Origin of the sequence: Streptomyces sp. CB00316, assembly GCF_001905595.1 — a bacterium.
GTDB lineage: Bacteria > Actinomycetota > Actinomycetes > Streptomycetales > Streptomycetaceae > Streptomyces.
Genome location: NZ_LIXI01000004.1, coordinates 1 through 25,792, shown reverse-complemented (window position 1 = coordinate 25,792; position 25,792 = coordinate 1). Strand labels below are relative to the sequence as shown.

General features: G+C 69.9%; 24 protein-coding genes and 2 pseudogenes. 14 read left to right on the top strand and 12 right to left on the bottom strand.

Features of this window, described 5'->3' with window-relative positions:
* Window positions 1-60 precede the first annotated feature (60 nt).
* The 3 genes from pstC to pstB are packed head-to-tail and all read left to right on the top strand — an operon-like array spanning window position 61 to window position 2,925.
* The gene (gene pstC, locus AMK21_RS11425; RefSeq protein ID WP_073876865.1) at window positions 61-1,053 is read left to right on the top strand and encodes a phosphate ABC transporter permease subunit PstC; all 993 of its coding nucleotides are present in this window, start codon (window positions 61-63) and stop codon (window positions 1,051-1,053) included.
* The gene (pstA, locus tag AMK21_RS11420; RefSeq protein ID WP_073876863.1) at window positions 1,050-2,123 is read left to right on the top strand and encodes a phosphate ABC transporter permease PstA; all 1,074 of its coding nucleotides are present in this window, start codon (window positions 1,050-1,052) and stop codon (window positions 2,121-2,123) included. The genes pstC and pstA overlap by 4 nt, the downstream gene beginning before the upstream one ends.
* A 25-nt stretch (window positions 2,124-2,148) precedes the next feature.
* Window positions 2,149-2,925, top strand: a complete 777-nt coding sequence (pstB, locus tag AMK21_RS11415; RefSeq protein WP_073877872.1) for a phosphate ABC transporter ATP-binding protein PstB — start codon at window positions 2,149-2,151, stop codon at window positions 2,923-2,925.
* 143 nt (window positions 2,926-3,068) lie between these two features.
* Here the strand turns inward: pstB and AMK21_RS11410 are convergent, their stop codons facing one another.
* Both AMK21_RS11410 and AMK21_RS11405 read right to left on the bottom strand, forming a co-directional pair.
* The gene (locus tag AMK21_RS11410; protein ID WP_073876861.1) at window positions 3,069-4,067 is read right to left on the bottom strand and encodes an inorganic phosphate transporter; all 999 of its coding nucleotides are present in this window, start codon (window positions 4,065-4,067) and stop codon (window positions 3,069-3,071) included.
* 5 nt (window positions 4,068-4,072) lie between these two features.
* Entirely contained in the window at window positions 4,073-4,693 is a 621-nt protein-coding gene (locus tag AMK21_RS11405) for a DUF47 domain-containing protein (RefSeq protein ID WP_015610166.1), read from the bottom strand.
* A gap of 290 nt (window positions 4,694-4,983) precedes the next feature.
* On the opposite strand from AMK21_RS11405, the gene AMK21_RS11400 reads away from it, so the two are divergent.
* The gene (locus AMK21_RS11400) at window positions 4,984-5,400 is read left to right on the top strand and encodes a metal-sensitive transcriptional regulator (protein ID WP_073876859.1); all 417 of its coding nucleotides are present in this window, start codon (window positions 4,984-4,986) and stop codon (window positions 5,398-5,400) included.
* A 75-nt stretch (window positions 5,401-5,475) separates the two neighbouring features.
* Here AMK21_RS11400 and AMK21_RS11395 read toward each other — a convergent pair whose 3' ends face one another.
* Both AMK21_RS11395 and AMK21_RS11390 read right to left on the bottom strand, forming a co-directional pair.
* Complete coding sequence (locus tag AMK21_RS11395; protein ID WP_199863176.1) at window positions 5,476-5,751, bottom strand: hypothetical protein; 276 nt, start codon at window positions 5,749-5,751, stop codon at window positions 5,476-5,478.
* Window positions 5,752-5,925: 174 nt separating this feature from the next.
* Entirely contained in the window at window positions 5,926-6,789 is an 864-nt protein-coding gene (locus AMK21_RS11390) for a hypothetical protein (RefSeq protein ID WP_073876857.1), read from the bottom strand.
* 167 nt (window positions 6,790-6,956) lie between these two features.
* Here AMK21_RS11390 and AMK21_RS11385 point away from each other — a divergent pair, with 167 nt between their 5' ends.
* Window positions 6,957-7,163, top strand: a complete 207-nt coding sequence (locus tag AMK21_RS11385; RefSeq protein WP_073876855.1) for a hypothetical protein — start codon at window positions 6,957-6,959, stop codon at window positions 7,161-7,163.
* Between the two features lie 127 nt (window positions 7,164-7,290).
* Here the strand turns inward: AMK21_RS11385 and AMK21_RS11380 are convergent, their stop codons facing one another.
* From AMK21_RS11380 to AMK21_RS11350, 7 genes are all read right to left on the bottom strand, one after another.
* Entirely contained in the window at window positions 7,291-8,022 is a 732-nt protein-coding gene (locus AMK21_RS11380; RefSeq protein ID WP_073876852.1) for a phosphatase PAP2 family protein, read from the bottom strand.
* A 303-nt stretch (window positions 8,023-8,325) separates the two neighbouring features.
* Window positions 8,326-9,297, bottom strand: a complete 972-nt coding sequence (locus tag AMK21_RS11375; protein ID WP_073877869.1) for a bifunctional lytic transglycosylase/C40 family peptidase — start codon at window positions 9,295-9,297, stop codon at window positions 8,326-8,328.
* Window positions 9,298-9,472: 175 nt separating this feature from the next.
* On the bottom strand, window positions 9,473-10,072 hold the full coding sequence (locus AMK21_RS11370) for a hypothetical protein (protein WP_073876850.1): 600 nt from the start codon (window positions 10,070-10,072) through the stop codon (window positions 9,473-9,475).
* Window positions 10,073-10,083: 11 nt separating this feature from the next.
* Window positions 10,084-12,402: an alpha/beta hydrolase gene (locus tag AMK21_RS11365; RefSeq protein WP_073876848.1), complete on the bottom strand. Its 2,319-nt coding sequence runs from the start codon at window positions 12,400-12,402 to the stop codon at window positions 10,084-10,086.
* Window positions 12,403-12,634: 232 nt separating this feature from the next.
* Complete coding sequence (locus AMK21_RS11360; protein ID WP_324613889.1) at window positions 12,635-12,979, bottom strand: hypothetical protein; 345 nt, start codon at window positions 12,977-12,979, stop codon at window positions 12,635-12,637.
* A gap of 215 nt (window positions 12,980-13,194) precedes the next feature.
* Window positions 13,195-15,030 carry an alpha/beta hydrolase gene (locus AMK21_RS11355; RefSeq protein WP_420712487.1) on the bottom strand — a complete coding sequence of 612 codons (1,836 nt, stop codon included), beginning with the start codon at window positions 15,028-15,030 and terminating at the stop codon, window positions 13,195-13,197.
* A complete protein-coding gene (locus AMK21_RS11350) occupies window positions 15,027-15,479 on the bottom strand; it encodes a hypothetical protein (protein WP_073876846.1) in 453 nt (150 codons plus the stop codon). Before AMK21_RS11350 ends, AMK21_RS11355 begins: the two co-directional genes overlap by 4 nt.
* Window positions 15,480-16,006: 527 nt before the next feature.
* On the opposite strand from AMK21_RS11350, the gene AMK21_RS11345 reads away from it, so the two are divergent.
* From AMK21_RS11345 to AMK21_RS11320, 6 genes are all read left to right on the top strand, one after another.
* Window positions 16,007-16,315: a hypothetical protein gene (locus AMK21_RS11345; RefSeq protein WP_015610155.1), complete on the top strand. Its 309-nt coding sequence runs from the start codon at window positions 16,007-16,009 to the stop codon at window positions 16,313-16,315.
* Between the two features lie 183 nt (window positions 16,316-16,498).
* A complete protein-coding gene (locus AMK21_RS11340) occupies window positions 16,499-17,371 on the top strand; it encodes a hypothetical protein (protein ID WP_073876844.1) in 873 nt (290 codons plus the stop codon).
* Entirely contained in the window at window positions 17,361-18,734 is a 1,374-nt protein-coding gene (locus tag AMK21_RS11335; RefSeq protein ID WP_073876842.1) for a hypothetical protein, read from the top strand. The genes AMK21_RS11340 and AMK21_RS11335 overlap by 11 nt, the downstream gene beginning before the upstream one ends.
* On the top strand, window positions 18,731-20,281 hold the full coding sequence (locus AMK21_RS11330) for an SCO6880 family protein (RefSeq protein ID WP_073876840.1): 1,551 nt from the start codon (window positions 18,731-18,733) through the stop codon (window positions 20,279-20,281). The genes AMK21_RS11335 and AMK21_RS11330 overlap by 4 nt, the downstream gene beginning before the upstream one ends.
* Before the next feature lie 60 nt (window positions 20,282-20,341).
* Window positions 20,342-21,760, top strand: coding sequence for an ATP-binding protein (locus AMK21_RS11325; protein WP_073876839.1), 1,419 nt, complete (start codon window positions 20,342-20,344; stop codon window positions 21,758-21,760).
* A gap of 1 nt (window position 21,761) precedes the next feature.
* Window positions 21,762-23,330 carry a type IV secretory system conjugative DNA transfer family protein gene (locus AMK21_RS11320; protein ID WP_199863174.1) on the top strand — a complete coding sequence of 523 codons (1,569 nt, stop codon included), beginning with the start codon at window positions 21,762-21,764 and terminating at the stop codon, window positions 23,328-23,330.
* A gap of 35 nt (window positions 23,331-23,365) precedes the next feature.
* Here AMK21_RS11320 and AMK21_RS11315 read toward each other — a convergent pair whose 3' ends face one another.
* On the bottom strand, window positions 23,366-23,923 hold the full coding sequence (locus AMK21_RS11315) for a GNAT family N-acetyltransferase (protein ID WP_073876838.1): 558 nt from the start codon (window positions 23,921-23,923) through the stop codon (window positions 23,366-23,368).
* 188 nt (window positions 23,924-24,111) lie between these two features.
* On the opposite strand from AMK21_RS11315, the gene AMK21_RS36645 reads away from it, so the two are divergent.
* From AMK21_RS36645 to AMK21_RS34250, 3 genes and pseudogenes are all read left to right on the top strand, one after another.
* Window positions 24,112-24,237 carry a hypothetical protein gene (locus tag AMK21_RS36645; RefSeq protein WP_267893910.1) on the top strand — a complete coding sequence of 42 codons (126 nt, stop codon included), beginning with the start codon at window positions 24,112-24,114 and terminating at the stop codon, window positions 24,235-24,237.
* A 99-nt stretch (window positions 24,238-24,336) separates the two neighbouring features.
* A pseudogene (locus AMK21_RS36855) lies at window positions 24,337-25,280 on the top strand (histidine kinase).
* Window positions 25,281-25,300: 20 nt separating this feature from the next.
* Window positions 25,301-25,710, top strand: a pseudogene (locus tag AMK21_RS34250) (LuxR C-terminal-related transcriptional regulator); the annotation flags it as partial.
* Between the last annotated feature and the right edge of the window lie 82 nt (window positions 25,711-25,792).

The following is a 25,792-nucleotide window of genomic DNA, read 5'->3' as shown; positions in this document are numbered from 1 at the left end:
GCCGCGCCTTCCGGTGCACCGCCGCCAGGAGCCGTACGGTTCCGCAGACCGGAGAATCAGATGGAAACAGCCACCGCACCCACGCAAGCGCCGCCACCGGAGCAGCCGACAGGCACTCCCCGCGGCAAGGCCCGCCCCGGCGACCGGATCTTCCTCGGTCTGGCCAAGGGTTCCGGCATCACCCTCCTGGTGATCATGGCCGCCATCGCGGCCTTCCTCAGCTACCGCGCCGTCCTGGCGATCTCGAAGGACGAAGCGAACTTCCTCACGACCTTCGAGTGGAACCCGGCGGGCGACCCGCCCGTCTTCGGCATCGCCGTACTCGCCTTCGGCACCGTCGTGAGCTCGATCATCGCCATGGTCCTGGCCGTGCCGGTCGCCATCGGCATCGCGCTCTTCATCTCACACTTCGCGCCGCGCCGGCTGGCCGGCCCGATAGCCTACGTGGTGGACCTGCTCGCCGCGGTCCCCAGCATCATCTACGGCCTCTGGGGCGCGGTCTTCCTCGTGCCCTACCTCGACGGTCTGAACAAGTGGCTGAACGAGTACCTGGGCTGGACGTACATCTTCGAGCGGACCAGCGAGGGCCTCGCCCGCAACCTCTTCACCGTCGGCATCCTGCTGGCGATCATGATCCTGCCGATCATCACCAACGTCACCCGCGAGGTCTTCCTCCAGTCGCCGAAGATGCACGAGGAAGCCGCACTGGCCCTCGGTGCCACCCGCTGGGAAGTCATCCGGATAGCGGTTCTCCCCTTCGGCCGTTCCGGCATCATCAGCGCCTCGATGCTGGGCCTTGGCCGTGCGCTCGGCGAGACGATGGCCGTCGCCGTCGTCCTCTCCCCGAGCTTCGTGCTCTCCGGCCGCCTGCTGGACCCGGGCGGCGGCACGTTCGCCCAGAACATCGCCGCGAAGTTCAACGAGGCGGACGAATTCGGCCGTGACGCCCTGATCGCCTCCGGCCTGGTCCTCTTCGTCATCACCCTGCTGGTCAACGGTGCGGCCCGCGCGATCATCGCCCGCCGCAAGGAGTACTCGGGGGCCAACGCATGAGCCACACCGTCCAGGAAAAGCGCCCCGTCGCCGTCTTGTCGCACGGCACACTCGCCCACGCACGGATGCCCCGCTGGGCCCCGGCGGCCATCGCCGTCGGTTCGGTGGCCACCGGCTGCCTGATCGGATTCGTGGCCGGGCTGGAGAGCCGAATCCAGTGGGGCCTGATCTCCGCGCTGCTGTTCGTGGCCGGCACCTACTTCATCACCGCGAAGGTGGAGGGCAGCCGACAGGGCAAGAACCGTGTCGCCACCAGCCTGGTCTGGGTCTGCTTCGCCCTGGCCATCGTGCCGCTGCTCTCCCTGGCGTGGATCACTCTCAACAAGGGCATCACCGTCCTCGACGGCTACTTCCTCACGCACTCGATGAGCGGTCTCCTCGACGCCGAAGAAGGCGGCGGCGTCTACCACGCCCTGCTCGGCACCATCGAGCAGGTGGCCATCGCGGCGGTCATCGCGACCCCGATCGGCCTGCTGACCGCCGTCTACCTGGTCGAGTACGGGCGCGGGAGGCTCGCCCGAGCCGTCACCTTCTTCGTCGACGTCATGACGGGCATCCCATCGATCGTGGCCGGACTCTTCGTCCTCGCGACCTGGAATCTCATGCTCGGCTTCGGCCCGTCCGGCTTCGCCGGCGCCCTGGCCCTCGCGATCCTGATGATGCCGGTGATCGTCCGCTCCACGGAGGAGATGCTCAAGCTCGTCCCGAACGAGCTCCGCGAGGCGTCCCTCGCCCTGGGCGTCCCTCAGTGGCGCACTATCCTGAAGGTGGTCCTGCCGACCTCGATCGGCGGCATCACGACGGGTGTGATGCTGGCAGTGGCCCGCATCACCGGCGAGACCGCCCCCGTCCTGCTGCTCGTCTTCGGCACGAAGCTGATCAATCCGAATCCCTTCGAGGGAGCGCAGTCGTCACTGCCGCTGTACGTGTACGAGCAGTACTCCGTCGGCACCGCGGCATCGGTCGACCGCGCCTGGGCGGGCGCCCTGGTCCTGATCGCCTTCGTCATGATCCTCAACCTGGTGGCTCGCGGCATCGCCCGCTGGAAGGCCCCGCAGACCGGCCGCTGAGGCCACCGAAAGTGAAGTGATCACCATGGCCAAGCGCATTGATGTCAGCGGGCTGACCGCCTTCTACGGCACACACCGTGCGATCGACGACATCTCGATGACCGTCGAGCCCCGCTCCGTGACGGCCTTCATCGGCCCGTCCGGCTGCGGGAAGTCCACCTTCCTGCGCACCCTGAACCGCATGCACGAGGTGACCCCCGGCGGTCGCGTCGAGGGCAAGGTGCTGCTGGACGACGAGGACCTCTATGCCTCGAACGTCGATCCGGTCGCCGTGCGCCGTACGGTCGGCATGGTCTTCCAGCGCCCGAACCCCTTCCCCACCATGTCGATCTTCGACAACGTCGCGGCGGGTCTGCGCCTGAACGGCAACTACAAGAAGAGCGAGCTCGCGGACGTCGTGGAGAAGTCCCTCAAGGGCGCCAACCTCTGGAACGAGGTCAAGGACCGGCTCAACAAGCCCGGCTCCGGCCTCTCCGGCGGTCAGCAGCAGCGGCTGTGCATCGCCCGCGCCATCGCGGTCGAGCCGGACGTCCTGCTGATGGACGAGCCCTGCTCGGCGCTCGACCCGATCTCGACCCTCGCCATCGAGGACCTGATCGGCGAGCTGAAGGAGCGCTTCACGATCGTCATCGTGACGCACAACATGCAGCAGGCGGCCCGCGTCTCGGACCGTACGGCGTTCTTCAACCTGGCGGCCGTGGGCCAGCCCGGCAAGCTCATCGAGATAGACGAGACGGAGCGCATCTTCGCCAACCCGTCGGTCCAGGCCACGGAGGACTACATCTCGGGCCGCTTCGGCTGAGCCGTACGCCCCTCCCCGATACGGCCTTGCGGTGCTGCATGGCGGTGCCACCACAAGGCGAAAGGGTCCGCCCCCGCTCTCCTCGGAGAACGGGGGCGGACCCATGTACGTGCGGTCGTAGGGCATACGCGGCCGGCTCGGGCTCAGCCGAAGAGCAGCAGCACCGCGCCGTAACTCAGCGCCGCGACCAGCGCCGCGGCCGGCATGGTGATGAACCAGCCGAGGATGATGTTCTTCGCGACACCCCAGCGCACGGCGTTCACGCGCTTGGTGGCGCCGACGCCCATGATCGCGGAGGTGATGACGTGCGTCGTGGAGATCGGGGCGTGGAACAGGAACGCCGAACCGAACATGATCGACGCGCCGGTCGTCTCGGCGGCGAAGCCCTGCGGCGGGTCCAGCTCGATGATCTTCCGGCCGAGGGTCCGCATGATGCGCCAGCCGCCCGCGTACGTACCGAGGGAGAGCATCACCGCACACGCGATCTTGACCCAGATCGGGATCTCGTCGTTGGGGCCCTCGATGTCGGCGATGACCAGGGCCATCACCACGATGCCCATCGTCTTCTGCGCGTCCTGGAGACCGTGGCCGAGCGCCATGCCCGCCGCCGAGACCGTCTGCGCGATCCGGAAGCCGCGCTTGGCCTTGTGCGGGTTGGCGTTCCGGAACATCCACATGATGCCGACCATCACCAGATAGCCGGCGATCAGGCCGACGAACGGGGAGATGAACATCGGGATGACGACCTTCTCCAGCACGCCGGACCAGATCACATCCGTCCCGCCGGCCAGCGCCGCCCCGACCATGCCGCCGAACAGAGCGTGCGAGGACGAGGAGGGGAGGCCGAAGTACCAGGTGATGAGGTTCCAGATGATCGCGCCGACCAGCGCCGCGAACAGGATGCCCATCCCCTTCTGCCCCACGGGCGTGGCGATCAGGCCTTCGCTGACGGTCTTGGCGACCCCCTGGCCCAGGAAGGCACCGGCGAGGTTCATCACCGCGGCCATCGCCAGAGCCGCCCGCGGGGTCAGCGCCCGGGTGGAGACCGAGGTGGCGATGGCGTTCGCGGAGTCGTGGAAGCCGTTCGTATACGTGAAGCCGAGCGCGACACCGATGGTCACGATCAGCGCAAAGGTGTCCACGAGGTTCAGGACTCCTTGACCGCGATGGTCTCCACGGTGTTGGCCACGTGCTCGAACGCGTCAGCCGCCTCTTCGAGCACATCCACGATCTGCTTGAGCTTCAGCACCTCCATGGCGTCGTACTTGCCGTTGAAGAGCTGGGCCAGCAGCTTGCGGTGGACCTGATCGGCCTGGTTCTCCAGGCGGTTGATCTCGATCCAGTACTCGGTGAGGTTGGCCATGGTCCGCAGCCCCGGCATGGCCTCGGCGGTCAGTTCCGCCGCCCGGGCCAGCACCTCGATCTGCTGCTCGACGCCCTTGGGGAGCTCCTGGACCTGGTAGAGGACGACCAGGTCGACGGCCTCCTCCATGAAGTCCATGATGTCGTCGAGCGAGGACGCCAGCTTGTAGATGTCCTCGCGGTCGAACGGCGTGATGAAGGAGGAGTTCAGCTGGTGGAAGATCGCGTGGGTTGCGTCGTCCCCCGCGTGCTCCGCTGCCCGCATACGCTCCGCGATCTCGACTCGGGAGGCAGAATCCGCCCCGAGCAGTTCCATCAGGAGTTTCGAGCCCGTGACAATGTTGTCCGCAGACGCGGAGAACATGTCGTAGAAGCTCGTCTCCCTGGGGGTCAGACGAAAGCGCACGTGGGGTCCTCGGGATGCTTTGGATTCGGTCAGGCTGATGCTAGGCGCATCATCCGGCCACGGCTAACCGGCGTTCTTCAGTGTCGCCCATAGTGAACGGGGATCAGCACCGGCCCCCGGTCACGTTTCCGCCGGATTCGTTACGATATACCCGGCAGGGGTATGTAGAGATCAGGTGTGTGGAACCGCGGCGTCAAACGGCCGACGGGGGAGCACCACCGGCCACATCAAGCCAGAGCACGTCGCAAGCAGGCTGTAACAGGTCGCACGAGGACAACGGGAGGACGCAGATGACCACCACCGAGACGACGGGCGCGGGAGCGGGAGCGGAACCGGCGGAGGCCCCGGCGGCGAGCGCTGCGACCGCGGCCGGCGCCGCGGCTCCTGTCGGTGCCGAGGAGATCGTGACCGACCATGACCTCGGCATCCACGGCTACCACCACCAGAAGGACGAGCACCTCAAACGGCTGCGCCGGATCGAGGGCCAGATCCGCGGCCTCCAGCGCATGGTCGACGAGGACGTCTACTGCATCGACATACTCACCCAGGTCTCGGCCTCCACCAAGGCCCTGCAGTCCTTCGCCCTCCAGCTGCTGGAGGAGCACCTGCGCCACTGCGTCGCCGACGCGGCGGTCAAGGGCGGCGAGGAGATCGACGCGAAGGTCGAGGAGGCCACGAAGGCGATCGCCCGGCTACTGCGGACATGAGACCGGGCGGGCCGGGGCGCGTCGGCCCCGGGCGAGTCGGCCGGGGGCGCCCGGAGCGTCATCGCCGGTGGGGCGTCATCGCCGGTGAGCAGCCTGCCGGGGAACGGTCGTCCACGCCTCCGCGCCTCTGACGGCGAGGGCGACGTCCATGGCCCCTTCTCCGGCACCGGCGTCTCCTTCAGCACCGGGCGCCTCGCCCCCGACGTTGAGCACTTCGTCGATACGGTCGGGACTGAGGCGCTCCTCACGCGCCGCCGAGGCCGCGATCATCAGCTCGCCACACAGCTCGATCTCGGCGAGGGCCACGTAGTCCTGAGCGTTCGGAGCGCTGAGCGTCACCACCTGCGTCACCTCTCTCTGCCGTCGCCGACCCGTCGCCGACCCTTTGGCGCACCGGCTTCCTAGCGTAGGGATCGCGATACGCACCGCGCATGGCACGGACGGACCATTTGGTCCCCCTCCCAACCGGCCCCTCCCGCCCCGCCCTTCCCGTAGGGGACGCGGCGGCGTACGGCGGCCGACCGCTCAGCCCTGCCGGATCTCCCCCGTGAAGATGTCGTCCTCGTCCGGCAGCTTCACCGTGACCGGCGCCCCGAACCCGTACAGCAGCAGCGTCGAGACCACCGTGACCTCCGCTGCCTCCCGGCCCCCGGAGGCGAAGCTGAAGCGGTGGCGGACCTTCCGCAGCCGGCCCTCCTCGTCGAGGTAGGCGTCGAACGGGACGGTGTCCTTGCTGAACCCTTTCGCCGCCGCGCTCAGCGCCCCCCGCGACTGCGGCGACGCGGCCCGTGCCGCCCGGTTCAGGTCGGCGACACCCCGGTAGTGATGGACCGTGACCCCGGCCAGCTCGGACTTCCCCGCGTACGTCACATCACCGGCCCCGCGCAGCAGTTCGGCGGCGGCCATCGGATCGGTGACCCCGCCGGTGACGAGGTTGCCGTCCTCCAGGGCGGTCGTGTCGATCCTGACCCACTTGTCGTCGGGGACCCCGGCGCCGCGGTTCTTCATGTAGAGCGCGCCCGGCGCCAGCAGCTCGGTGATCGGCCGGCGGTCGTCCGCGCCAGCCGCGTCCGTGGGCAGCACCACCTTGAGCCGCCCCATCTGCTTGCGGAAGTCGTACGCGCCCTCCCCGCGGATCGTCACCCGCGTCCCGCCGGCCGCCGTCTCCATCGACGTACGGGCTTCCGCGCCGCCCGCTTCGGCCAGTACGGCGGCGGCCCGGCCGAGCACATCGAACGGGCGCTCCGCGACCACGGCGCGCTGCCCGGAACCGTCGCTCCCGCCGCCTCCCCCGCCGACGCACCCGGCCATGAGCGCGATCACCCCGGCCACGGCGAGGGCGCGGGCAGCACGGGCCCCGCCTCCGTCCCTGTACTGCTGCACCACCATCGCCTGCCAACCCCCAACGAATGCCGCCCGGCCGAGCCCTCACCCGCCCCGCATAACGACCACCGGCGCCCCCCGTCACGCCGCCCCGGCGCGCACGCCGTGCGGGCGGGGGGGTTGTACGGCGCACGCACCCCCCGTTCGGAGGCCGTCCCCAGTACCGTGGTCGGGTGCACGAGGAACTCTCCGCCCCAGCCCGCACCACGGCCCCGCACCCCTCTTCGTGCCCCGCGCCGCCCCCGGCGGGGCACAGCGCCACGACGACCGAGCGCGGCTCGTTCTGCCTGACCCGCTGCACCTGCGGCTGGACGGGCCCCGCGCGCAGATCGCGGGACCGGGCCCGCACGGACGCCGCCGAACACCTCGCGGCGTCCTGACCGGCCTGCCCAGGACATGACCGGAAACAGCGCGATCCCCCAGGTGCTCCGAGCACCTGGGGGATCGTGGTGGACGTCCGGCCGACCTGGAGACTCCGAAGTCAGTCGGCGAGGTGGGGCGGCAAGGTCAGGCGGCGAGGTCCCTCTCGCCCGGGTGGCCCCGCCCGGAGCCCGGCCGGGGCTCGGGGATGCCGCGCGTGTCCCCGCGCTCCTCGGCGTATGCCGCGTCCGCCTTCTTCGACCGGACGATCCAGCTGACCCGGTCGGAGCGGGAGACCGCCGCCATCAGCGGGGTCAGCAGGGCCATCGCGAGCGGCGCCAGCAGCAGGGCCACGGCCGTGCCGAGGGCGAACCCGCCGATCACGTCGGTGGGGTAGTGGACGCCCATGTAGACGCGGCTGACGCCCGCGAAGAGCGCGAGGCCCAGCGCGACGAAGCCGAACTTCCGGTTGGCGACGAAGATGCCGACGGCGAGGGCCATGGCGAGGGTGGAGTGGTCGCTGACGAACGAGTAGTCCGTCTTGCCGTGGATCAGGACCTCCAGCCCCTCGTGGTCGTTGAACGGGCGTGGCCGTTCGACGAAACCGCGGATGGGGATGTTGATCACGACCGCGAGGGCGGCGGCGAGGGGCGCCCAGACGAGCGCGGCGACCGTGGCCACCGAATCCTCGGCGCTCCCGCGCTTGCGCATGCTCCACCAGCACCAGAGACCCACCAGGACGAGGCCGAACATGGTCCCGTACTCACCGACGAACTCCATGACCCGGTCGAGCCAGGTCGGAGCGGCCTTCGCCAGCCCGTTGATGCCGTAGAGCACACTGACGTCCGGGTTCGACCCTTCGAGTTCGAGTCCAGCCATCTGCTGCGGCCCCTTGCCTTGTCTGCTTCTTCTGTGGCGACGCGCGTCCGTGCGCGCCACCGTGGTCGAACCCCCGTGGTCGGTGTGGTCTCGTTCCTGCGCACGCATGGTCAGTGCGCATGCCGACCCTGTCCAGGGAACGGCTCGGTGCCCGCCCGCGTTCCACTCTCCACCGAATGATCACCATGACGTTATCGAAGAGTGACTGGTCGTCGCAGCTCAGGGCCCAGGCTTCACGGAGAGTTCCGGCCACGGCCGACTCCCCGTCAGCCACACCGGCCCCCGCCCGCACGGAGAGATCCGTCACGCCGTCGGCAGATCCGTCGGCAGGGCCGCGGCGCCGTCCTTGGTGACGCGGGTCGCACCGAAGTAGTCCGGCGTATCGATCTTGTCGAACCGGATGACCGCTCCTGTGAAGGGGGCGTTGATCATGTACCCGCCCCCGACGTACAGCCCGACATGCCGAATGGCCCGCGAATTGGTCAGATCGTCGGAGAAGAACACCAGGTCCCCCGGGAGCAGTTCGTCCCGCGAGGGGTGCGGCCCGGCGTTGTACTGGTCGTTGGCGACCCGCGGCAGCTCGATGCCCACGGTCCGGTACGCGGCCTGGGTCAGCCCGGAACAGTCGAACCGTCCCTGCTGCTCCGGCGTCCCGTTGCCGCCCCACAGATACGGCGTACCGAGCTTCTTCTGCGCGAAGTAGATGGCCCCGGCCGCCTGCCGGGAGGGCGCGACGCGGCCGACGGGCCGGGCGAAGCTCTTCTCCAGCGAACGGATGATCTTTACGTAGTTCTGCGTCTCCTTGTAGGGCGGCACGCCGCCGTACTTGATCACCGCGTAGGCACCGGCGTTGTACGCGGCCAGCATGTTGCTCGTCGGGTCGCCCGGCACCTTCTTCACGTACCCGGCGAGCTCGCAGTCGTACGAGGCGGCCGAGGGGATCGCGTCGGCCGGGTCCCACACGTCCCGCTTGCCGTCGCCGTTGCCGTCGATGCCGTGCGTGGCCCAGGTGCCGGGGATGAACTGGGCGATGCCCTGCGCGGCGGCGTGGCTCTGCGCCCTCGGGTTCCAGCCGCTCTCCTGGTACAACTGCGCGGCCAGCAGGGCCGGGTTGATGGCGGGACAGAGGTTGCCCCACTTCTGGACCAGCGGCTGGAACCGCGCCGGCACCGCCCCCTTGGCGAGCGCGACGGCCCCACCACCGCCCGCCCCGGCGAGACCGGCGGCGGCCGAGTACGTACCGACGAGGAGCAGCGCCATGAAGGCCGCCGCCATGCCCACGCCGATGCCACCGAAGACCCAGAATTTGCGCACCCCTCAACCATCCCTCATCGGGCAACGGTTCAGGGGTGCTTTCGGCGGTGTGTACGAGTCATCCGCGGCACACCACCGGCGCACCCGGAGCGCAGGGGGGCGGTGACGACTCAGGGGCAACGCGCGTGACGGCCGTTCAGCTGGTGCGTCGCGACCAGAAGTCGGACCGGACGTTGGGCCGGGGCAACGGATAGACCCCTTCGTACGCGGGCCCGTTCGGCTCGGCGGTGGGAGGGGCCACCTTCGACTCCTTCACGCAGGGGCTGTCCGCCTCCAGAAAGGCCTGCCCCTTCCCCCGGAAGGAGACGCTCACACCGAACCCCGCCTCCGTGACGGCGTAGACGGCGGGGAACACCTTGTCCTTGTTGACGGCCTTGATCCGGTAGTCGTTCTTCCGCCAGAAGGCCTCCGCCCGGTCCAGGAAGGTCTGGCGCCGGTCGGCGGAGACGACGGTCATGACGGCCCGCCGGCGGGTCACGCCACAGGCCCGGGTGGTGGTGGGCCCGTGGGCCCACTGCACATCGGGGTCAACGGCTTTCAGCACGGCGTCCAGCATGGCGTCGGACCGCTCGGCGGCTTCCTGCATGTCCATGCGCTCGCTCTCCCGTACGCTTCCGCTTCCACTTCCGCTCCCCCGGCTGCTTCCGCTCGTGGTGTCCTCGTCCCCGCAACCGGAGAGGGCGAGCACGAAGGCCAGAACCAGGGCCGCCGGAACGACCGCTGCCGTTCGCCTCACTTCGGTTCCTCTCACTTCGGTTCCTCCATCTTGAGCCGGTCGGCGTTCCCCGACACGATCAGCGCGATGCTGTCCGCGGAGACGGCGTCGCGTTCGGGGCTGAAGTAGTTGGAGTGCGAGTCCAGGTTCACTCCGCCCCCGCCGACCAGAGGCGGCCCGTCGGCCACCGGGAAGCGACGCGCGCCGAACGCCTTGCTCCCCGGATCCTTCCCGAACCAGAGGTCGTCGTCGCCCGGATCGGCGAGATCCCCCGCGAGATAGGCCCCACCGGGCCCGCCCACGACGAGCCCCACCCCGCCCACCACGACCTGGGTCTTCGACGGCAGCTTGGTCACCGGGTCGTTGGCGGCGGCCCCGACGAAGACGTGCCCGCTGCCGACGCCGAGGTCCACGGCATGGTCGACCCCGACCCCCGGGCTACCGACGAGGATGATGTCGACGACGCCGGGTATCCCGCCCGGCACGGCGGCCGCGGCACCAACCGTCCTGGACCCGTAGGAGTGCCCGATGGCGGTCAGATGGGGGTCCTTGTTCTGGTTGGTCACGGCGATCCCACCCATGAAGTCGCGGTAGGCGAGGCCGCCCTTCTCGGCCCGGGCCGTCCCCATGACGGCGAAGTACCCGGCGACCCCGTCACCGTCCGGCAGCTGCGGGGCGTCGTAGCCGAGCCAGACGATGGAGGCGGTGGACTCGTCGTACCCCTGGGCGCCGATGGCGGTGTCACGGGCACGCCCGAGGTCGTTCTTGGCGAACTCCTCGTCGAGGGAGGTGTTGAGCCCCGGAACGTACGCCGACACGTGCCGGGACGCGTCCGGATTCCCGAACGACACGATGGCGCGCCCGTTCCCCTCGTCACCGATCCCGATGAGATACATGGGCGGCTGCCCGTTCTCCCTGAGCTGCCGGCCGATCTCCCGGAGCCCGGCGAGCTGCTTGCGGGCCTTGTCGGTGTCGACGCCCTCCAGCTTCCGGATGAGCTCGGGAAGGTGCTTCCGGTTGGCGGCGTCGCGGGCGGCGACGGGGATGCCGTCGAGGTTCCCGATCCGCTCGGGGGTGAGCTCGATGTACCGCTCGCGCTGCTCGGGGGTGAGCCCGTCCCACCAGGCCTTGCGCTGGTGGGGGGTGGCGTCCTGCGGGATCCGGGCGTCGAGATACCGCCGCTCGTCCTCCCGCACCTGTTGGTCGACCCGCGCCCCGGACCCGGGGAGTCCGAGCCCGGTACCGCCACCACCGACGGCCCTGTTCCACTCCCAGGCGGCACCGACGTGGTCGCCGCGCCCCCACTTGTCACGCGCGCCCCGGGAATCCCGCTCCCACTGGTCGACGATGCGGCGCCCGCTCTCGCCGGGGTGGAGAACGGCGTCGGCGATGCCTTGGAGGTCCTGGCCGAGCCCATCGCCGAGGAAGCCGTCGAGGAAGGTTGGGGTGGTTCCGGGGGCGGCGGGCCCGCTGGAGCCCTCGCCTCCGCCGGATCTACCCGCGTCGGCGTCAGGGGAAGTGGGGGTCTCCCTTCCGGCAGATCCACCCGCGGCCGTGAAGGCACCCTCCCCACCGGCCGCACCACCCCCGGCCGTCACGCCGCCGCCTGAGCCCCCACCGGCACCGCCCGTACGACTGACCTCTCCCCCGGACTCAGCACCGGAGCGGGTCTCTCCACCGGAGACTCCCCCGGACTCAGCACCGGAGCCCTGGTCACCGGAGTCGTCGTCACCGGAGCCGCGGCCTCCCCCCGGCCCGGCGATGACGTCACTGCCGGGCGCAGAGCACGAGCTGCCGGTCAGAGAGCAGATGGCGGCACGCATCTCCGCGGTGAGCTGCTGCCCGATCCCGGTGGCCATCATCGCGCCGACGAGGGCGACGACCACCAGCACCAGCCCGAGGTACTCCAGGGCGCTCTGCCCACCGTCGCGGCGCAGCCTCACCATCCGGACCAGGCTGAACGGCCGCTGCGCGGCCCGTTCCCCCACCCCGAGCCGGAACCACCGCCGGCTCCCCGGCCGCGCAAGCAGCACGGCGACCGCCAGCGGCAACGCCACCCGCGCGACCCCTTGCGCCCCGGCCCCACCGCTCAGCTCAGCGACCGCACCGAGGACGAGCCACACCTGTACGGCGAAGAGCCCGCGCCAGACGCCGACGCAGCCGGTACGGACGTACAAGGACAGCACGAAGGCACTGATGCCTGGTAAGGAGGCGTAAAGCAGTAAGCCGAACAGATGCCCGTCCACGGCATCCACCGAGGACGCCGTGGAGAGTGCACTGATCGCACCCACGAGCGTGGCGACGAAGAGCAACTGAACGAGGATCAGGGCCGCCTGCAACGCCCGGGGCATGGACCGCCCGCCCGACCCGACGGTGGCAGCGCTTACATCGACGCCAGCAGAAACCGCACTTCCTTGCATGCCGGACAAGGGCAGTCCCCTACCTCGCGAGTGGGCGGCACAGCGACAGGTCAGTCACTCCGCGTATGCGACCACACGGGCAGGGGGCGCGACATGGGCCCGTAGACCCAATGCTGGGCTCAAAGCCCGCACCCAGAAAGCGAGTTGAGCCGACTTGCCCCAGTCAGCGGCCGGGCGTCACTCCGACTTCCGGCGTCTCCGCCGACCAGAAGTCGGAGTGGATGTTGGGGCGGGGGATGAACTCCGCCTCCGGGTCGAGGAATGCAGTGGCGGCACTTGCGGAATGGGAGACCTCTGACCGACGGACGCAAGGGCTATCCACATCGAAATGCACCTGTCCCTCATCGGCAACAGTCAGGCTTACTTGAAATCCATCCTGTGTCTTCACATAGATTGCAGGGGCGTCGACATGGCTATTGATCGCCGTCACGCGATAGCCACTCTTCCGCCAGAACCGGTCCACCACACCCAGAAAGCTTCCTCGCCGCTGGACTGAGACAACGGTCATGACCGTCCGCCGTCGAGTAACCGTGCACCTACCTGTCGTCGTCGGTCCGTGCACCCATCGCACACGCGGCTCGATCTCCGCCAGAACTCTATCTAGCATCCCATCAGCACGTTCAGCGGCATCCTGCATATCCATATTTTCACCCCTCACTCCAGCACACCCTGCCAACAAGACCCCCGCGAGAAGAGCTACAAGCATCGAACGAACCCGGACCATCAGCGCGGCTCTTCCCTTTGAATTCGGTTCGCATGCCCTGCGGCGATCAACGCCATATTCTCGACCGATGTCCTATCAATTTCAGGATCGAAGTATTCCGAATGCGCATCGGTCGTGACCCTGCCCCCCGCGACCAAAGTCGGACCATCCCCCACCGCGAACCGCCTTGCCCCGAACGCTTCGCTGGCCGGATCCTTACCGAACCAGACGTCATCGTCACCTCGATCGGCCAGATCGCCAAAGGCATAGGCGGCGGATGGCCCCCCGAACAGCATCTCAGCTGACCCCACAACCAACTGGCTCTTCGACGGGAGCTTGGTCACGACATCATTGGCAGCCGCTCCAACGAACACATGATCCCGTCCCACCCCCAAGTCGTCGGCACTATCGACTCCCACCCCTGGACTTCCGACGAATACGATATCGTCGACACTGAGAATTCCGCCTGACTCCTGTGTGGCGGCCCCCACTGTCCGTGAGCCGTAGGAGTGGCCGATAGCCGTGAGGTGCGGATCCTCGTTACCATTGGTGGCCTCGATTCCGCTCATGAATTCACGGAAGACCCGCCCCCCATCCTCCGCTCGACCACCAGTCGCAACCGAAAGACTTCCCAGCCCATCCGGTGACTGCGGCGCATCATATCCGAGCCAGGCAATAGCTGCAGCAGGCGCCCCATGGCGGTTCGAAACGATGGAAAGATCACGCGCCCGCTTGAGATCTTCCGTGGCGAAATTTTCGTCCAACGACGTATTCAACCCCGGAACATACGCCGCCACATTCCGCGACGTATCCGGGTTCCCGTACGAAACGATCGCCCGCCCATTGCCCTGATCCCCGATGCCGAGCAGATACATCGGCGGCTCACCCGGCTCCCGCACCGCCCGCAACTGCCGGTCGATCTCCCGCAGCGCCGCCAGCTTCGTCACCGCGTCCTCGTCGTCCCGACCCGCCAGCTTCCCCATCAGAAGCTGTAGGTTGTCCCGGTTCGCCGCGTCCCGGACCAGCGCGGGGATCCCGTCCAGGTTGCCGATCTGGTCCGGGTACACCGCGAGGTACTCCTCGCGCTGTTCGTCCGTCAGCCCCGCCCACCACGCCTTGCGCTCGGCCGGAGACGCGTCGTGCGGGATCCCCTGCGCCAGGTACCCGCTCGCCGCCTGCCGCACCGCCGCCGCATCGCCCGCGGCGTCCGTCCAAGTCGCGGCGGGAACACTCAGGCCGTCCTCCGCCTTCAGCGCCCGCAGGATCTTCGCGTACCGCCAGTCCACGTCGGCCGCCGTCCGCACAGCCTGGGCGACCCGGTCCGCGATGTCCTGGGCCTTCGCGGCGTTCGGGTTGGGCGCGACAAGTCCGGAGGGGGCGGCCAGCGCCGGGTTCGGGACTCCCGACGCCCGCCCGCCCGCCAACGGCTTCCCGTCGACCAGGCCCTCGCCCGCCGCCGGGTACGTCACCGATCCGTCCGGGTGCACCGTGAAATTCAGGGCCGCCGCATCGTCGAGCGCCCCCTGAAGGACGCACTGCTGGGCCTTCATCTCATGGGCCAGGCTGTTCAGCGTGGTCCGCAGCAGCCCGCACTCCGTATAGATGTACTGGAAGTTCATCGACAGCCGGCGCAACCGCCTTACCGCGGCCCGGGCCGCCTCGCCCTTCTGCGTCCGGCGCAGGTCGTCGACGAGCTGGGTGTCGATACGGTCCCGGGCAGCGTCGGCACGGTTGCCGGCCCGGCCCCACCCGTCGGCCGCCTCCTCCAGCTCGGCGCACTTCACCTCACGTAACTTCGCCCACGTCAGCGTCGCCCCCAGCACGCTCAGCCCACCCGGCCCGCCCGCCCCGCTCACGGCTTCGCACCCGAGGTTGCGCCTGCCCCCGACCCCGCCACCCTCACCCGATCAAAAGACCCCTTCACGGCTTCGTTCACCTCGGACTGGGTGGCGGTCACCGCCCGCAGCTTCCCGGCCAGGCTCCGGCACTCGTCGCGGGCGGTCTCGATCCGCCGCTCCCACGAGGCCCGTACGGTGCCCAGCTCGGCCAGCGCCGACAGCTCCCCGGCCCCGGCCGCCAGGCCCTGGTGCGCACGCCCCAACTCGGCCTTCACCGGACCGAGGAGCGCGACCAGACCCTCGGCCCCGCCGGCAGCCCGCATCCACGGCCCGTCGCTGTGCTTGAGGTCACCGTCGCCAGCAGCGCCCCCACCACCGCCATCCGTCCCACCGCGCGGCTCGACCCACCACCACGGCCGGTCACCACCCGGCTGCGCCAGCACACCCACTCCGCTCACACCGCTCACCCCGTTCCTCGATCGTGGAGCGGCACTGTGCCAAAAGCGGCATGGCCGACATGCCGTCCACCCGCACCGCCGGGCGGCACGGCCGGGGCAGGTGCCCCGCGATCACAGGGCTTCTCGCCGCACCGGGCGAACACGGGATTCACCCGGACGATGGACGCGGGGCGTCCTCCTCCCCTACGGCCGCCCCCGCCCTGACGGCGCATCGCCCCGGCTCACCGGCGCACCACCGGCCCTCGAACGGCGCATACGAACACGCCGTGCCCCACGAACGCTGCAACCGCATCAGGAACCCATGGCCACCGTCGTTGCTCGCGGTCACACCGCGTGATACACAGAGTAACCAGGCATATGCATGTGGATACCGGGACGAGCCGCAGGTCAGGGCGGCCGTGTCGGTCGAACGTGCGAGATCCGGGTAAAGAGACCGGGAAGGCGTCGTGCGAGCGCGGTTTCATCAGCGAAGATAGAAGGCGACCCGTGCCACACGGGCGCGGATAGCTAACTACCCAACAGGGGCGGTGACTTACATGATCCTGGCAGCAGAGAAGGGCGACATCACCACCATCATCGGCGGAATCGCCCCCAACTGGGGGCCGTTCGGCACGCTGGGCAACGAGGCGCGCATCATGATCGAGGTGGTGATGGCGATCGCCATCCTGCTCTGCCTCGGCATCGCGATCTGGGGCGCGGCTAAGCAGCGCATCGGGGCGACGGCGCTGCGCGACACGTTCAGCGCGGAACAGGGCAAGGGCCTGATCGTGGCAGGCCTGACCGGGGTCTTCATCATCGGGTCCCTGGGCACTCTCTTCACCATCGTGTACGGAATGGCTGTCTGACCGACCGTCGGCCAGCCCGCACCCGGGCCGTCCCCCGCCCGCTCCCCACCATCCGTCCGTCGTGCCCACCGGCTGAGGTTGCGTCTCCCTGATGTCGAGTCACTCCACCGCGCTCACGCGGCAACCAGCACAGCTACCGTCGCCATGCGCGGAACCGCACACGACCGAGGGAGCGAACGCGGCATGAGCCCCGGCGACGAGCACGACTACCGCGGCATGGACCAAGGCGGGCGCGCGGACGACCCGTACAGCACCCTCGGCGGCACCCGCCAGACCCGTACCCGCCTTCCGGACGGCGACGCGGGCCATCCCCACGCCCGCCGACCCGTCCGGAACTCACGCTCCCTCATCACGATCACCGGCGTGGTAGTCCTCCTCATCGCCGCGATCGCCTTCGCCAACCGGGGCGGCACAGGTAGCGACGACAACGCCTCCGCGGGCACGAAGAACCCGGGGGCGGCGGGCTCGGCGCCCACCGCCGCAACCGGCACCAAGCCGGTCCAGGGCAAGAACGGAACGATCGCCTCCGGCTTCGCTCATGACGAGCAGGGGGCGCAGAGCGCGGCGGCGAACTACGCGGTGGCGCTGGGGTCGGCAGAGATGTTCGACAAATCCAAGCGGAACAGCATCCTTGATGCTGTCATCGCACCCTCCTCTGTGGACCGATTCCGCGACACTCTCGACAAGGCCTACTCCGCTGATTTCTACGCGAATGTCGGCCTCAATGAAAACGGTTCCACTCCAGACGGCTTCACATTCGTCTCCCGCACTGCCCCGCTCGGCACCAAAGTGACTGTGGCAACCGCAGATCAGGTCACTGTCGAGGTCTGGTGCACAGGGTTGATCGGGCTTGCAGGCGAGGGCTCCACCAAGCCGGTGACGGATGGCTGGTTCACCATCACCATGGAGCTGGCGTGGATCAACGGCGACTGGAAGGCCGTCACTCACTCGCAGAAGGATGGCCCAGCACCAGTGGGCGGCGACGCACGGGCCTCCAGCGCTGAGGAGATCGCTGACGCGGTCAATGGGTTCGGAGGCTTCACCTATGCCCGTTAGTCCACGACTCCGCATTGCCGCCTTTGCCGCCACGCTGTCGGCGGCGGGGCCAGCTTCCCTGGTCGTTGTCTCCGCCCCAGCGGTAGCCGCCCCGACGCCGGCTCCCACCCCGAGTCCGAGTTCTGGCAACGACCCCTGCGACTTGATCCACGGCCCCGCCAAGGACTACTGCGAAGGCGGCGAAGGCGCCGGGGCCCGCACCCAGGACGTCACCCCCGACGCCCTCGACCCCCTCACCTCCCTCGCCCAAGGCTGTGCCGACGCCGCAGCCTGGATCGTCGGCAAACTCAGCGAGGCCGTCGAGTCCACGGCCAACGTCGACTTCACCAACCCCAAGTTCCTCCAGCAGTACGCCGTCATCTTCGCGGCCTCCACCATCCTCACCCTCGTCCTCTGGCTCCTCGCCGTGACCAAGCGGGCCATCCGCGGCGTCCCCCTCACCACCGCGATCTCCGAGGCCGTCGGCTTCCTCTGGCTCACCGTCCTCGCCTCGGCCTTCACACCGCTGATCCTCTACACGATCGTCTCCGCCACCGACGGCGTCACCGAGGTCATCGCCTCCTCCACCGGCGGCCAGACCGACGTCTTCTTCGGGTCGTTCGCCGAGGCCCTCAAGAAGGGGACCGACATCGGCGGCGGGCCGATCATGCTGATCGTGGTCTCGCTCGTCTCGATCCTCGCGGCCGGCGTCCTGTGGCTGGAGCTCGTCATCCGCGCCGCCCTGCTCTACGTCGGCGCCCTGCTCGGCATCGTCGTCTACACCGGTCTCGTCGACAAGAACATGTGGGGCCACGTCCGCCGCTGGGCCGGCATCATGATCGCGGTGATCATGGTCAAGCCGGTCATCGTCATCGTCCTCGGCCTCGCCGGAGCGCTCTCCGCCGGCGACGGGCCCGACGCGTTCTCCGCCGTCGTCTCCGGCCTCGCCATCATCCTGCTGGCCATCTTCGCCTCCGCCATGATCTACCGCTTCGTCCCCGGCTTCGGCGACGAGATCCAGGGCGCCCGCACCAACCGCAAGCAGGCCACCGACGGCGCCCAGGCGGCCGCCCTCATCAGCTCCCCGGCCGCCCTCGTCTCCCAGGGCATCAAGACCCACAGCGGCCGCAACGACCAGAACAGCGGAGGGGGAGGTGGCGGCGCCCGCCCCTCCAACCCGGCCAGCGGCGGCGTCGCCGCACACGGCTCCCGCACCTCCGGTGGCGGGGTCGGCGGCGGATCTGTCCCCTCCGCCGCACCCTCGCCCCGCAGCGGCGGCTCCGGCCCCACCTCCGGCACCCCCCACGGCAGCCGCTCCTCCCGAGGCGGAGGCGGCGGCTTCGGCACCACAGGTAACTCGAGCACAGGAGGTGGAGGGCGTTGACGACTCAGTCCCACACGATGACGCCCCGCCGTACGTATCTGATCGGCCGCGCCCGGCCGAACGCGATCGTCGGCAAGAACCGCGAGACCGGCGAGATCGCCCTGATCATCGTCGGCGCGTTCCTCGGCATGATGAGCGGACTCCTCGTCCCCGTCCTCTCCCTCCGCATCGTCTGCCTCGTGGGCTTCCCCCTGCTGGCCCTCGCCATCGTGTACGTCCCGTACAAGGGCCGCACGTTCTACAAGTGGTTCGAGATCAACCGCAGCTTCAAGCGCTCCCTGCGCCGCGGCACCGCCTACCGCTCCGGCGCCATGGAGGCGGGCGTCAGCGCCGACGGCCGCGAGGTCGAGATCGGCCCGCCCCCCGGCATCGGCCGGATCAGCTGGCTCGCCGCCCCCTTCGGCCCCGACGAGATCGCCGTACTCCTCCACGCCGACCGACGCACCGTCACCGCCGCCATCGAGATCGAGGGCCCCGGCGTCGGCCTCCGCGACAGCGAGGACCAGGAGGCCCTGGTCGACCGGTTCGGCACCCTCCTCAAGCACGTGGCCAACGGCGACGGGTTCGTCACCCGCCTCCAGATGCTCGCCCGCACCCTCCCCGCCGACCCCGACGCCCACGCCAAGGACGTCGCCCAGCGCGGCGACAAGGCGTCCCCCGGCTGGCTCCAGGACTCCTACGACCAGCTCCAGTCCATGGTCTCCACCTCCAGCGAGCAGCACCGCGCCTACCTCATCGCCTGCATGCACTACAGCCGCGAGCTGGCCGCCGAGGCCAACGCCATCGCCCGCGCCGCCCGCCCCCACGGCGGCCGCAAGCTCGACCGCGACGCCGGGCTCGCCATCGTCATGGCCCGCGAGCTCACCGACATCTGCGCCCGCCTCGCCGAGGCCGACATCCGGGTACGCCAGCCGCTCGGCCAGAGCCGCCTGGCCTCCCTCGTGCACTCCATGTACGACCCCGACCACCCCATCGACCACATCCAGGCGATGACCAAGCGCAACGCCTGGCCCGCCGAACTGGACGCGGTCGAGCCGACGTTCCTCCAGGCCAAGACCCGCGAGTCCAGCACCCGCGCGCCCTGGTGCCATGCCACGGCCTGGGTGAAGGAGTGGCCGATGACCCCCGTCGGCGTCAACTTCCTCGCCCCGCTCCTCGTGCACACCCCCGACGTCATCCGTACGGTCGCCGTCTGCATGGACCTCGAACCCACCGAGGTCGCCATCGAACGCATGCTGACCGAGAAGACCAACGACGACGCCGAGGCCAGCCGCCAGGCCAAGATGAACCGCACCGTCGACCCCCGCGACATCGCCGCCCACGGCCGGCTCGACCAGCGGGGTGAGGATCTCGCCAGCGGCGCGGCCGGGGTGAACCTGGTGGGGTACATCACGGTGTCGTCCCGTTCACCCGAGGCCCTCGCCCGCGACAAGCGCACGATCCGCGCCTCGGCCGGCAAGTCGTACCTCAAGCTGGAGTGGTGCGACCGCGAACACCACCGCGCCTTCGTGAACACGCTCCCGTTCGCCACCGGCATCCGCCGCTGACACGGGCACCACCCTCAAGATCAAACACAACCATCCGCGACAAGAGAGGGCACCCACGCCATGCGAGACCCCCTGTCCGCATTGTCGGATGCCTTCACCTCCTTCCTCTTCGGCAAGGTGGAGACGACCCGCCTCCCGGTCCGTACGTCGACGGGCCAGGCCCAGGCCGTCTACCTCCCCACCGCCGCCCCCGGCCTCGGCGACTCCGGCGTGATCATCGGCCGCGAGGTCTACAGCGGCAAGGGCTACATCTACGACCCCTTCCAGCTGTACGGGCAGCAGCTCCCCGCCCCCCACTGGCTCGTCCTCGGCGAGTCCGGCAACGGCAAGTCCGCGCTGGAGAAGACCTACGTCCTGCGCCAGCTCCGCTTCCGCGACCGCCAGGTCGTCGTCCTGGACGCCCAGGGCGAGGACGGCGTCGGCGAATGGAACCTCATCGCCCAGGAGCTGGGCATAACCCCCATCCGCCTGGACCCGACCGCAGCCCTCAACGGCGGCATCCGCCTCAACCCTCTCGACCCCTCCATCACCACCACCGGCCAGCTCGCCCTCCTCCGCACGATCATCGAAGTCGCCATGGGCCACGGGCTCGACGAGCGTTCCGGCTTCGCGCTGAAGGTCGCCCACGCCTATGTGACCGCGACCATCACCGACCGCCAGCCGGTCCTGATGGACATCGTCGAGCAGCTCCGCCACCCCAAGCCCGAGTCCGCCGAGGCGATGAACGTCGACATAGACGATGTACGGGCCTGGGGCCTGGACGTCGCCCTCGTCCTGGACCGGCTCGTCGACGGTGACCTGCGCGGCATGTTCGACGGCCCCACCACCGTCGGCATCGACCTCGACGCGCCCCTCATCGTCTTCGACCTCTCGCACATCGACCGCAACTCGATCGCGATGCCGATCCTGATGGCGATCGTCGGCGTCTGGCTCGAACACACCTGGATCCGGCCCGACCGCAAGAAGCGCATCTTCCTGGTCGAGGAGGCATGGCACATCATCAACTCACCCTTCGTGGCCCAGCTCTTCCAGCGCCTGCTGAAGTTCGGACGCCGGCTCGGTCTCTCATTCGTCGCCGTCGTCCACCACCTCAGCGACGTCGTGGACGGAGCCGCGGCGAAGGAGGCGGCGGCCATTCTCAAGATGGCCTCCACCCGCACGATCTACGCCCAGAAGTCCGACGAGGCACGCGCGACCGGACGGGTCATCGGCCTGCCCCGCTGGGCGGTCGAGATCATCCCGACCCTCACCCCGGGCATCGCGGTCTGGGACGTCAACGGCAACGTACAGGTGGTCAAACACCTGATCACCGAAGCCGAACGCCCCCTCGTCTTCACCGACCGCGCCATGACCGAGGGCTCGTCGGACGACCTGCTCCCGGAGGACATCCGCGCCGCGGAGCTGGAGGCGGAGCAACGGGCGGCCCGGATCGAGAACCAGCAGCGCATCGACGACGCGTCCCGGTCCACGGTGGCCTGACATGGCACGCAAGGCAGCACACGGACCGGCACCGGAGCGAGGCCGAGGACACACCCCCCGGCCCCGATCCCACCCGCGCCACGAGGAGTCCCGCACCGGCGGCATCCCGGACGGCCTTCTGGTCGGCCTGATCGGCTTCCTGTTCGCGGCGACCCTGCTCGCCTGGACGGCCACCGGCCTGGCCGGCCTCCTCGCGCACGGCTCCTGGCCGGACGGCGTGACGTTCACCCAGACCCCCCTCGCCCTGCGCGAACTGGCCACCGCCCCACAGGACCTCCCCGGCGCCTGGCCCACCACACCCGCCTCCCAACTCTCCGGCTACGGCCTGTTCTGGGGCCTGTTCATCGGCGAACTGATGGTGCTGGTGGTCCTGACCGTGTTCGTCCTCGGGTCCGTGGTCCGATGGCGGGCCGTACGGGAACGGCGCCGCGAGGAACGCCTGTACGGGACACCCCACGAGGCGCACGAGACGCACGAGACGTCCTACCCCCAAGAGGCGCACCAGCCCAACCAACCCCACGAGATCCCCGCCCCCGCACAAGCCCACGAGGCCCCCGCCCAGCGCCCGGCCCCGGCGTCAACACCGGCCGCACCCCCACCGACCAAGCCCCTCTCCCTCCCCTCCCCCCGCACCCCCCTCCTCGTCTACGCCTCCGCCCACGACCGGCGCCCCACCGTCGTCCAGGCCATCCAGGACGCCGAAGGCCCCACCCTCGTCGTCACCTCGGACCCCACGGTCTGGGCCGAGACGAAGGACGCCCGCGCCAAGCTCGGCCCGGTCCTCGTCTACGACCCCGGCCACCTCTGCGAGACCCCCGCCCGCCTCCACTGGCCGCCCACCGCCGGCTGCGAGCACCCCGACACCGCCGCCGTACGAGCCGCCGCCCTCCTCGCCCCGGTCCGCCCGCAGGCCAGGATCGACGCGGCGGTGGCCGACACCGCGCAGACGCTCCTCCAGTGCTGGCTGCACGCCGCGGCGGTGGACGGGCGACCGTTCCGCCAGGTCGCCCGCTGGGCCTCGGGCGCATCCGCCCACGAACCCGTACGCCTCCTCCGTACGCACCCCAAGGCCGCCTCCGGCCTCGCCGGGCTGCTGGAGTCCGCGCTCACGGGGCACCCGGAACGACGGCACGTCGCGCAGGAGTTGAACGTACGGGCCTTCTCGGCCCTCTCCTCGGTGCACATCCGCGAGGCCTGCACGGCCAACCGATCGGATACGGCCGCGCTGGAATCTTTTGCCCGCGAGGGGGGAACGCTCTATGTGGTCGGTGAACCCATCGAGGATCCCCGCACCCGCCCCGGCGCGATGCCCCTCCTCACCGCGCTCGCCTCACACGTGGTCGAGCACGGCCGCCGCATGGCCGCACGGTCATCCGACGGTCGGCTCGACCCACCAATGACACTGGTCCTGGACGACGTGGCCGCCGTGGCCCCGCTCCCCCAGCTCCCCGAACTGCTGGCGAAGGGCCAGGACCTGGGCCTGCCTGCCATCGTCCTGCTCCGCTCCCGCGAACAGGGCCGGGCCCGCTGGCAGCGGCATCTGCACGCCCCGGCACCGGGCGCCGTCTGATCGAACAGGGACGGCCCCACCCCGACCGACCACCTCTATCCCCGCTCGATCACGTACTCCAGCTCCCACTCACGCCGCTCACCCGGCCCCGGGACCGGCATCCGCTGCCCCGACGGTACGAACCCGAACCGCCGGTAGAACGCCGCGGCCCGCGGGTTGTTCTCGTGCACATACAGGCGCACCCGCTCCAGCCGGGGCTCGGACAGCGACCAGGCCCAGTCGACGGCCACCCGGAACAACGCGTCCGCCACCCCGGCCCCCCGCGCCTCCGGCCGGACGAAGACACCGACCAGATGCCCCTGGTTCACCGCGGCGGGCTCCCCGAAACGCACGTCGTCCTCCGGACGCTCGATCAGCACGGTGACCGTGCCCACCCACTCCCCCTCGGGCGACTCCGCGACGAACTGCCGTACGTCCCTGCCCTCGGCGGCCGCAGCCGTACGGTCCTGCCAGAAGGCACCCGGCCGCACCACCGCCGCCTCGTACGAGTCCAGGAACGCCACGGGGGCCGCGGGATCCTGGAGGGCATCCAGCCGCAGCTGCCTGGCCAGCGGCCATTCCTCGACCCGTACGCAACGCATCACATAGTCCATGGCCCGATCCTCGCCCGCCGCCCGCACGCCGCTCAACCGACCAACCCCCCTCACACATCCCCCGGTCCGGCCCGCCCCACGGCTCAGGGCGGTCGTCGAGGGTCATCGGGAGCCGGCAACGCCGCACCGGACCAGGCCCGGACCGTGGCACGGATCTCCTGACCCGGATTCCAGCGTTCGGTCGTGGGGTGGCGCAGGTACAGATGGCGGTTGAGCTGGACGGGGGCGTACGCGTCGACGAGGCCTGGTGGTCGACCGGCAGCCGGATACCGAGTTCCGCGTGGAGCCGGTCCCAGGCCGCCGGATCCGCGTAGCTACCGCTTCCCCCCGTCGTGCCCCGGTACTACGCCCCCGCCCACATCCCACCCCCGGTCGGACGACCACCCCCGGGGCGCCTCCGTAGCGTCGACCGCATGATCAAGGCATACGGACTCACCAAGCGGGCCGGCGACCGAACCGTCGTCCAAGACCTCGACTTCACGGTCCACCCCGGTACGGTCACCGGCTTCCTCGGCCCCAACGGCGCCGGGAAGTCCACCACGATGCGCATGCTGCTCGGCCTCGATACACCGACGTGCGGCCGGTCCACGATCGGCGGACGCGCCTACGCCGCCCACCGGGGCAGTCTTCACCGCCACCGTCCTCACCGTGATGTCCGCGACCGCCCCGCCGTACGCACCCGCCGCGACTACACGGAGGCCCTCGTCGAACGTGCCCACCGGCTGGAACACGAACGGGACCAGCAGGCCCGCCTCGCCGCAGCCGCCGAACGCACCCGTATCGCACGGGAGATGCGCGACATCATCGGCCACAACCTGTCCGTCATCACGGGCCTGGCGGACGGCGGGGCGTACGCGGCCGCCAAGAGCCCGGAGCGCGCAGCCCAGGCCATGGAGGCGATCGGCACCACCAGCAGGCAGGCGCTGAACGAACTCCGCCGCCTCCTCGGCGTCCTGCGCGACGACCACCCCGACCCGGACCGCGCCCCGCAGCCGACCCTCGACGACCTGACACCCCTCATCGAACGCGTCCGCCGCGCAGGCCTCCCCGTACACCTGGAGCCCCACGACGAACCCGGCCGACCCACCCCCCTCACCCCGGGCCGCCAACTGACCGTCTACCGCGTGGTCCAGGAGGCATTGACCAACACCCTCAAACACGCATCCCCGCCCTCCGACGCACCCCTCTCCGCAACAGTGACCCTCACCTACACACACCTACGCACCTCGCCCAAGGAATCATGGGCATGCGCGAGCGCTCGGCGCTGTACAAAGGGACGATCGAAGCCGGGCCCCTACCGGCCCACGGCGGATGGCACATACACCTCCGCCTCCCCCTGGAGGACCACCCCCAGTGACCACGGTACTCATCGCGGACGACGCGCACGTGTACGACGGCCTCCGCGCCGGAGCCAGCGGCTTCCTGGTCAAGGACGCCCTGCCGGAGGAGCTCCTCTCCGGCAGCCGGGCGGTCGCCGCCGGCGATGCCGTGGTCGCCCCCTCCCTGACCCGCCACCTCCTGGACGCCTACGCCCGCCATCTGCCGACCGCACCCGGCGGCGGCGCCCCGACGGTTCCGTCGGACCCCCGCATCGCCGCTCTGCCGACCGGGAACGGGAAATCCTGACGGTGATCGGCCAGGGCTGGTCCACCACCGAGATCGCCGCCCGCTTCCACCTCGCCGAGTCCACCGTGAAGACGCACGTCACGCGCATCCTCGCCAAAACGGGATCCCGAGACCGGGTACAGGCGGTCATCTTGGCCTACGACGGCCGACTGGTGTCGCCCGTCCGAGAGATTGAGCGCTTCGGGCCCCGGCACGCCGGTGCCCGGAACCGGGAACGCAGAAAAGCCCCGCACCATAAGGTGC

Coding starts and splice junctions, on each gene's coding strand:
- pstC (WP_073876865.1), top strand. CDS start 61: ATGGAAACAGCCACCGCACCCACGCAAGCGCCGCCACCGGAGCAGCCG.
- pstA (WP_073876863.1), top strand. CDS start 1,050: ATGAGCCACACCGTCCAGGAAAAGCGCCCCGTCGCCGTCTTGTCGCAC.
- pstB (WP_073877872.1), top strand. CDS start 2,149: ATGGCCAAGCGCATTGATGTCAGCGGGCTGACCGCCTTCTACGGCACA.
- AMK21_RS11400 (WP_073876859.1), top strand. CDS start 4,984: ATGACCACCACCGAGACGACGGGCGCGGGAGCGGGAGCGGAACCGGCG.
- AMK21_RS11390 (WP_073876857.1), bottom strand. CDS start 6,789: ATGGTGGTGCAGCAGTACAGGGACGGAGGCGGGGCCCGTGCTGCCCGC.
- AMK21_RS11380 (WP_073876852.1), bottom strand. CDS start 8,022: ATGGCTGGACTCGAACTCGAAGGGTCGAACCCGGACGTCAGTGTGCTC.
- AMK21_RS11375 (WP_073877869.1), bottom strand. CDS start 9,297: ATGGCGGCGGCCTTCATGGCGCTGCTCCTCGTCGGTACGTACTCGGCC.
- AMK21_RS11365 (WP_073876848.1), bottom strand. CDS start 12,402: ATGCCCCGGGCGTTGCAGGCGGCCCTGATCCTCGTTCAGTTGCTCTTC.
- AMK21_RS11360 (WP_324613889.1), bottom strand. CDS start 12,979: ATGACCGTTGTCTCAGTCCAGCGGCGAGGAAGCTTTCTGGGTGTGGTG.
- AMK21_RS11345 (WP_015610155.1), top strand. CDS start 16,007: ATGATCCTGGCAGCAGAGAAGGGCGACATCACCACCATCATCGGCGGA.
- AMK21_RS11340 (WP_073876844.1), top strand. CDS start 16,499: ATGAGCCCCGGCGACGAGCACGACTACCGCGGCATGGACCAAGGCGGG.
- AMK21_RS11335 (WP_073876842.1), top strand. CDS start 17,361: ATGCCCGTTAGTCCACGACTCCGCATTGCCGCCTTTGCCGCCACGCTG.
- AMK21_RS11325 (WP_073876839.1), top strand. CDS start 20,342: ATGCGAGACCCCCTGTCCGCATTGTCGGATGCCTTCACCTCCTTCCTC.
- AMK21_RS11320 (WP_199863174.1), top strand. CDS start 21,762: ATGGCACGCAAGGCAGCACACGGACCGGCACCGGAGCGAGGCCGAGGA.
- AMK21_RS11315 (WP_073876838.1), bottom strand. CDS start 23,923: ATGGACTATGTGATGCGTTGCGTACGGGTCGAGGAATGGCCGCTGGCC.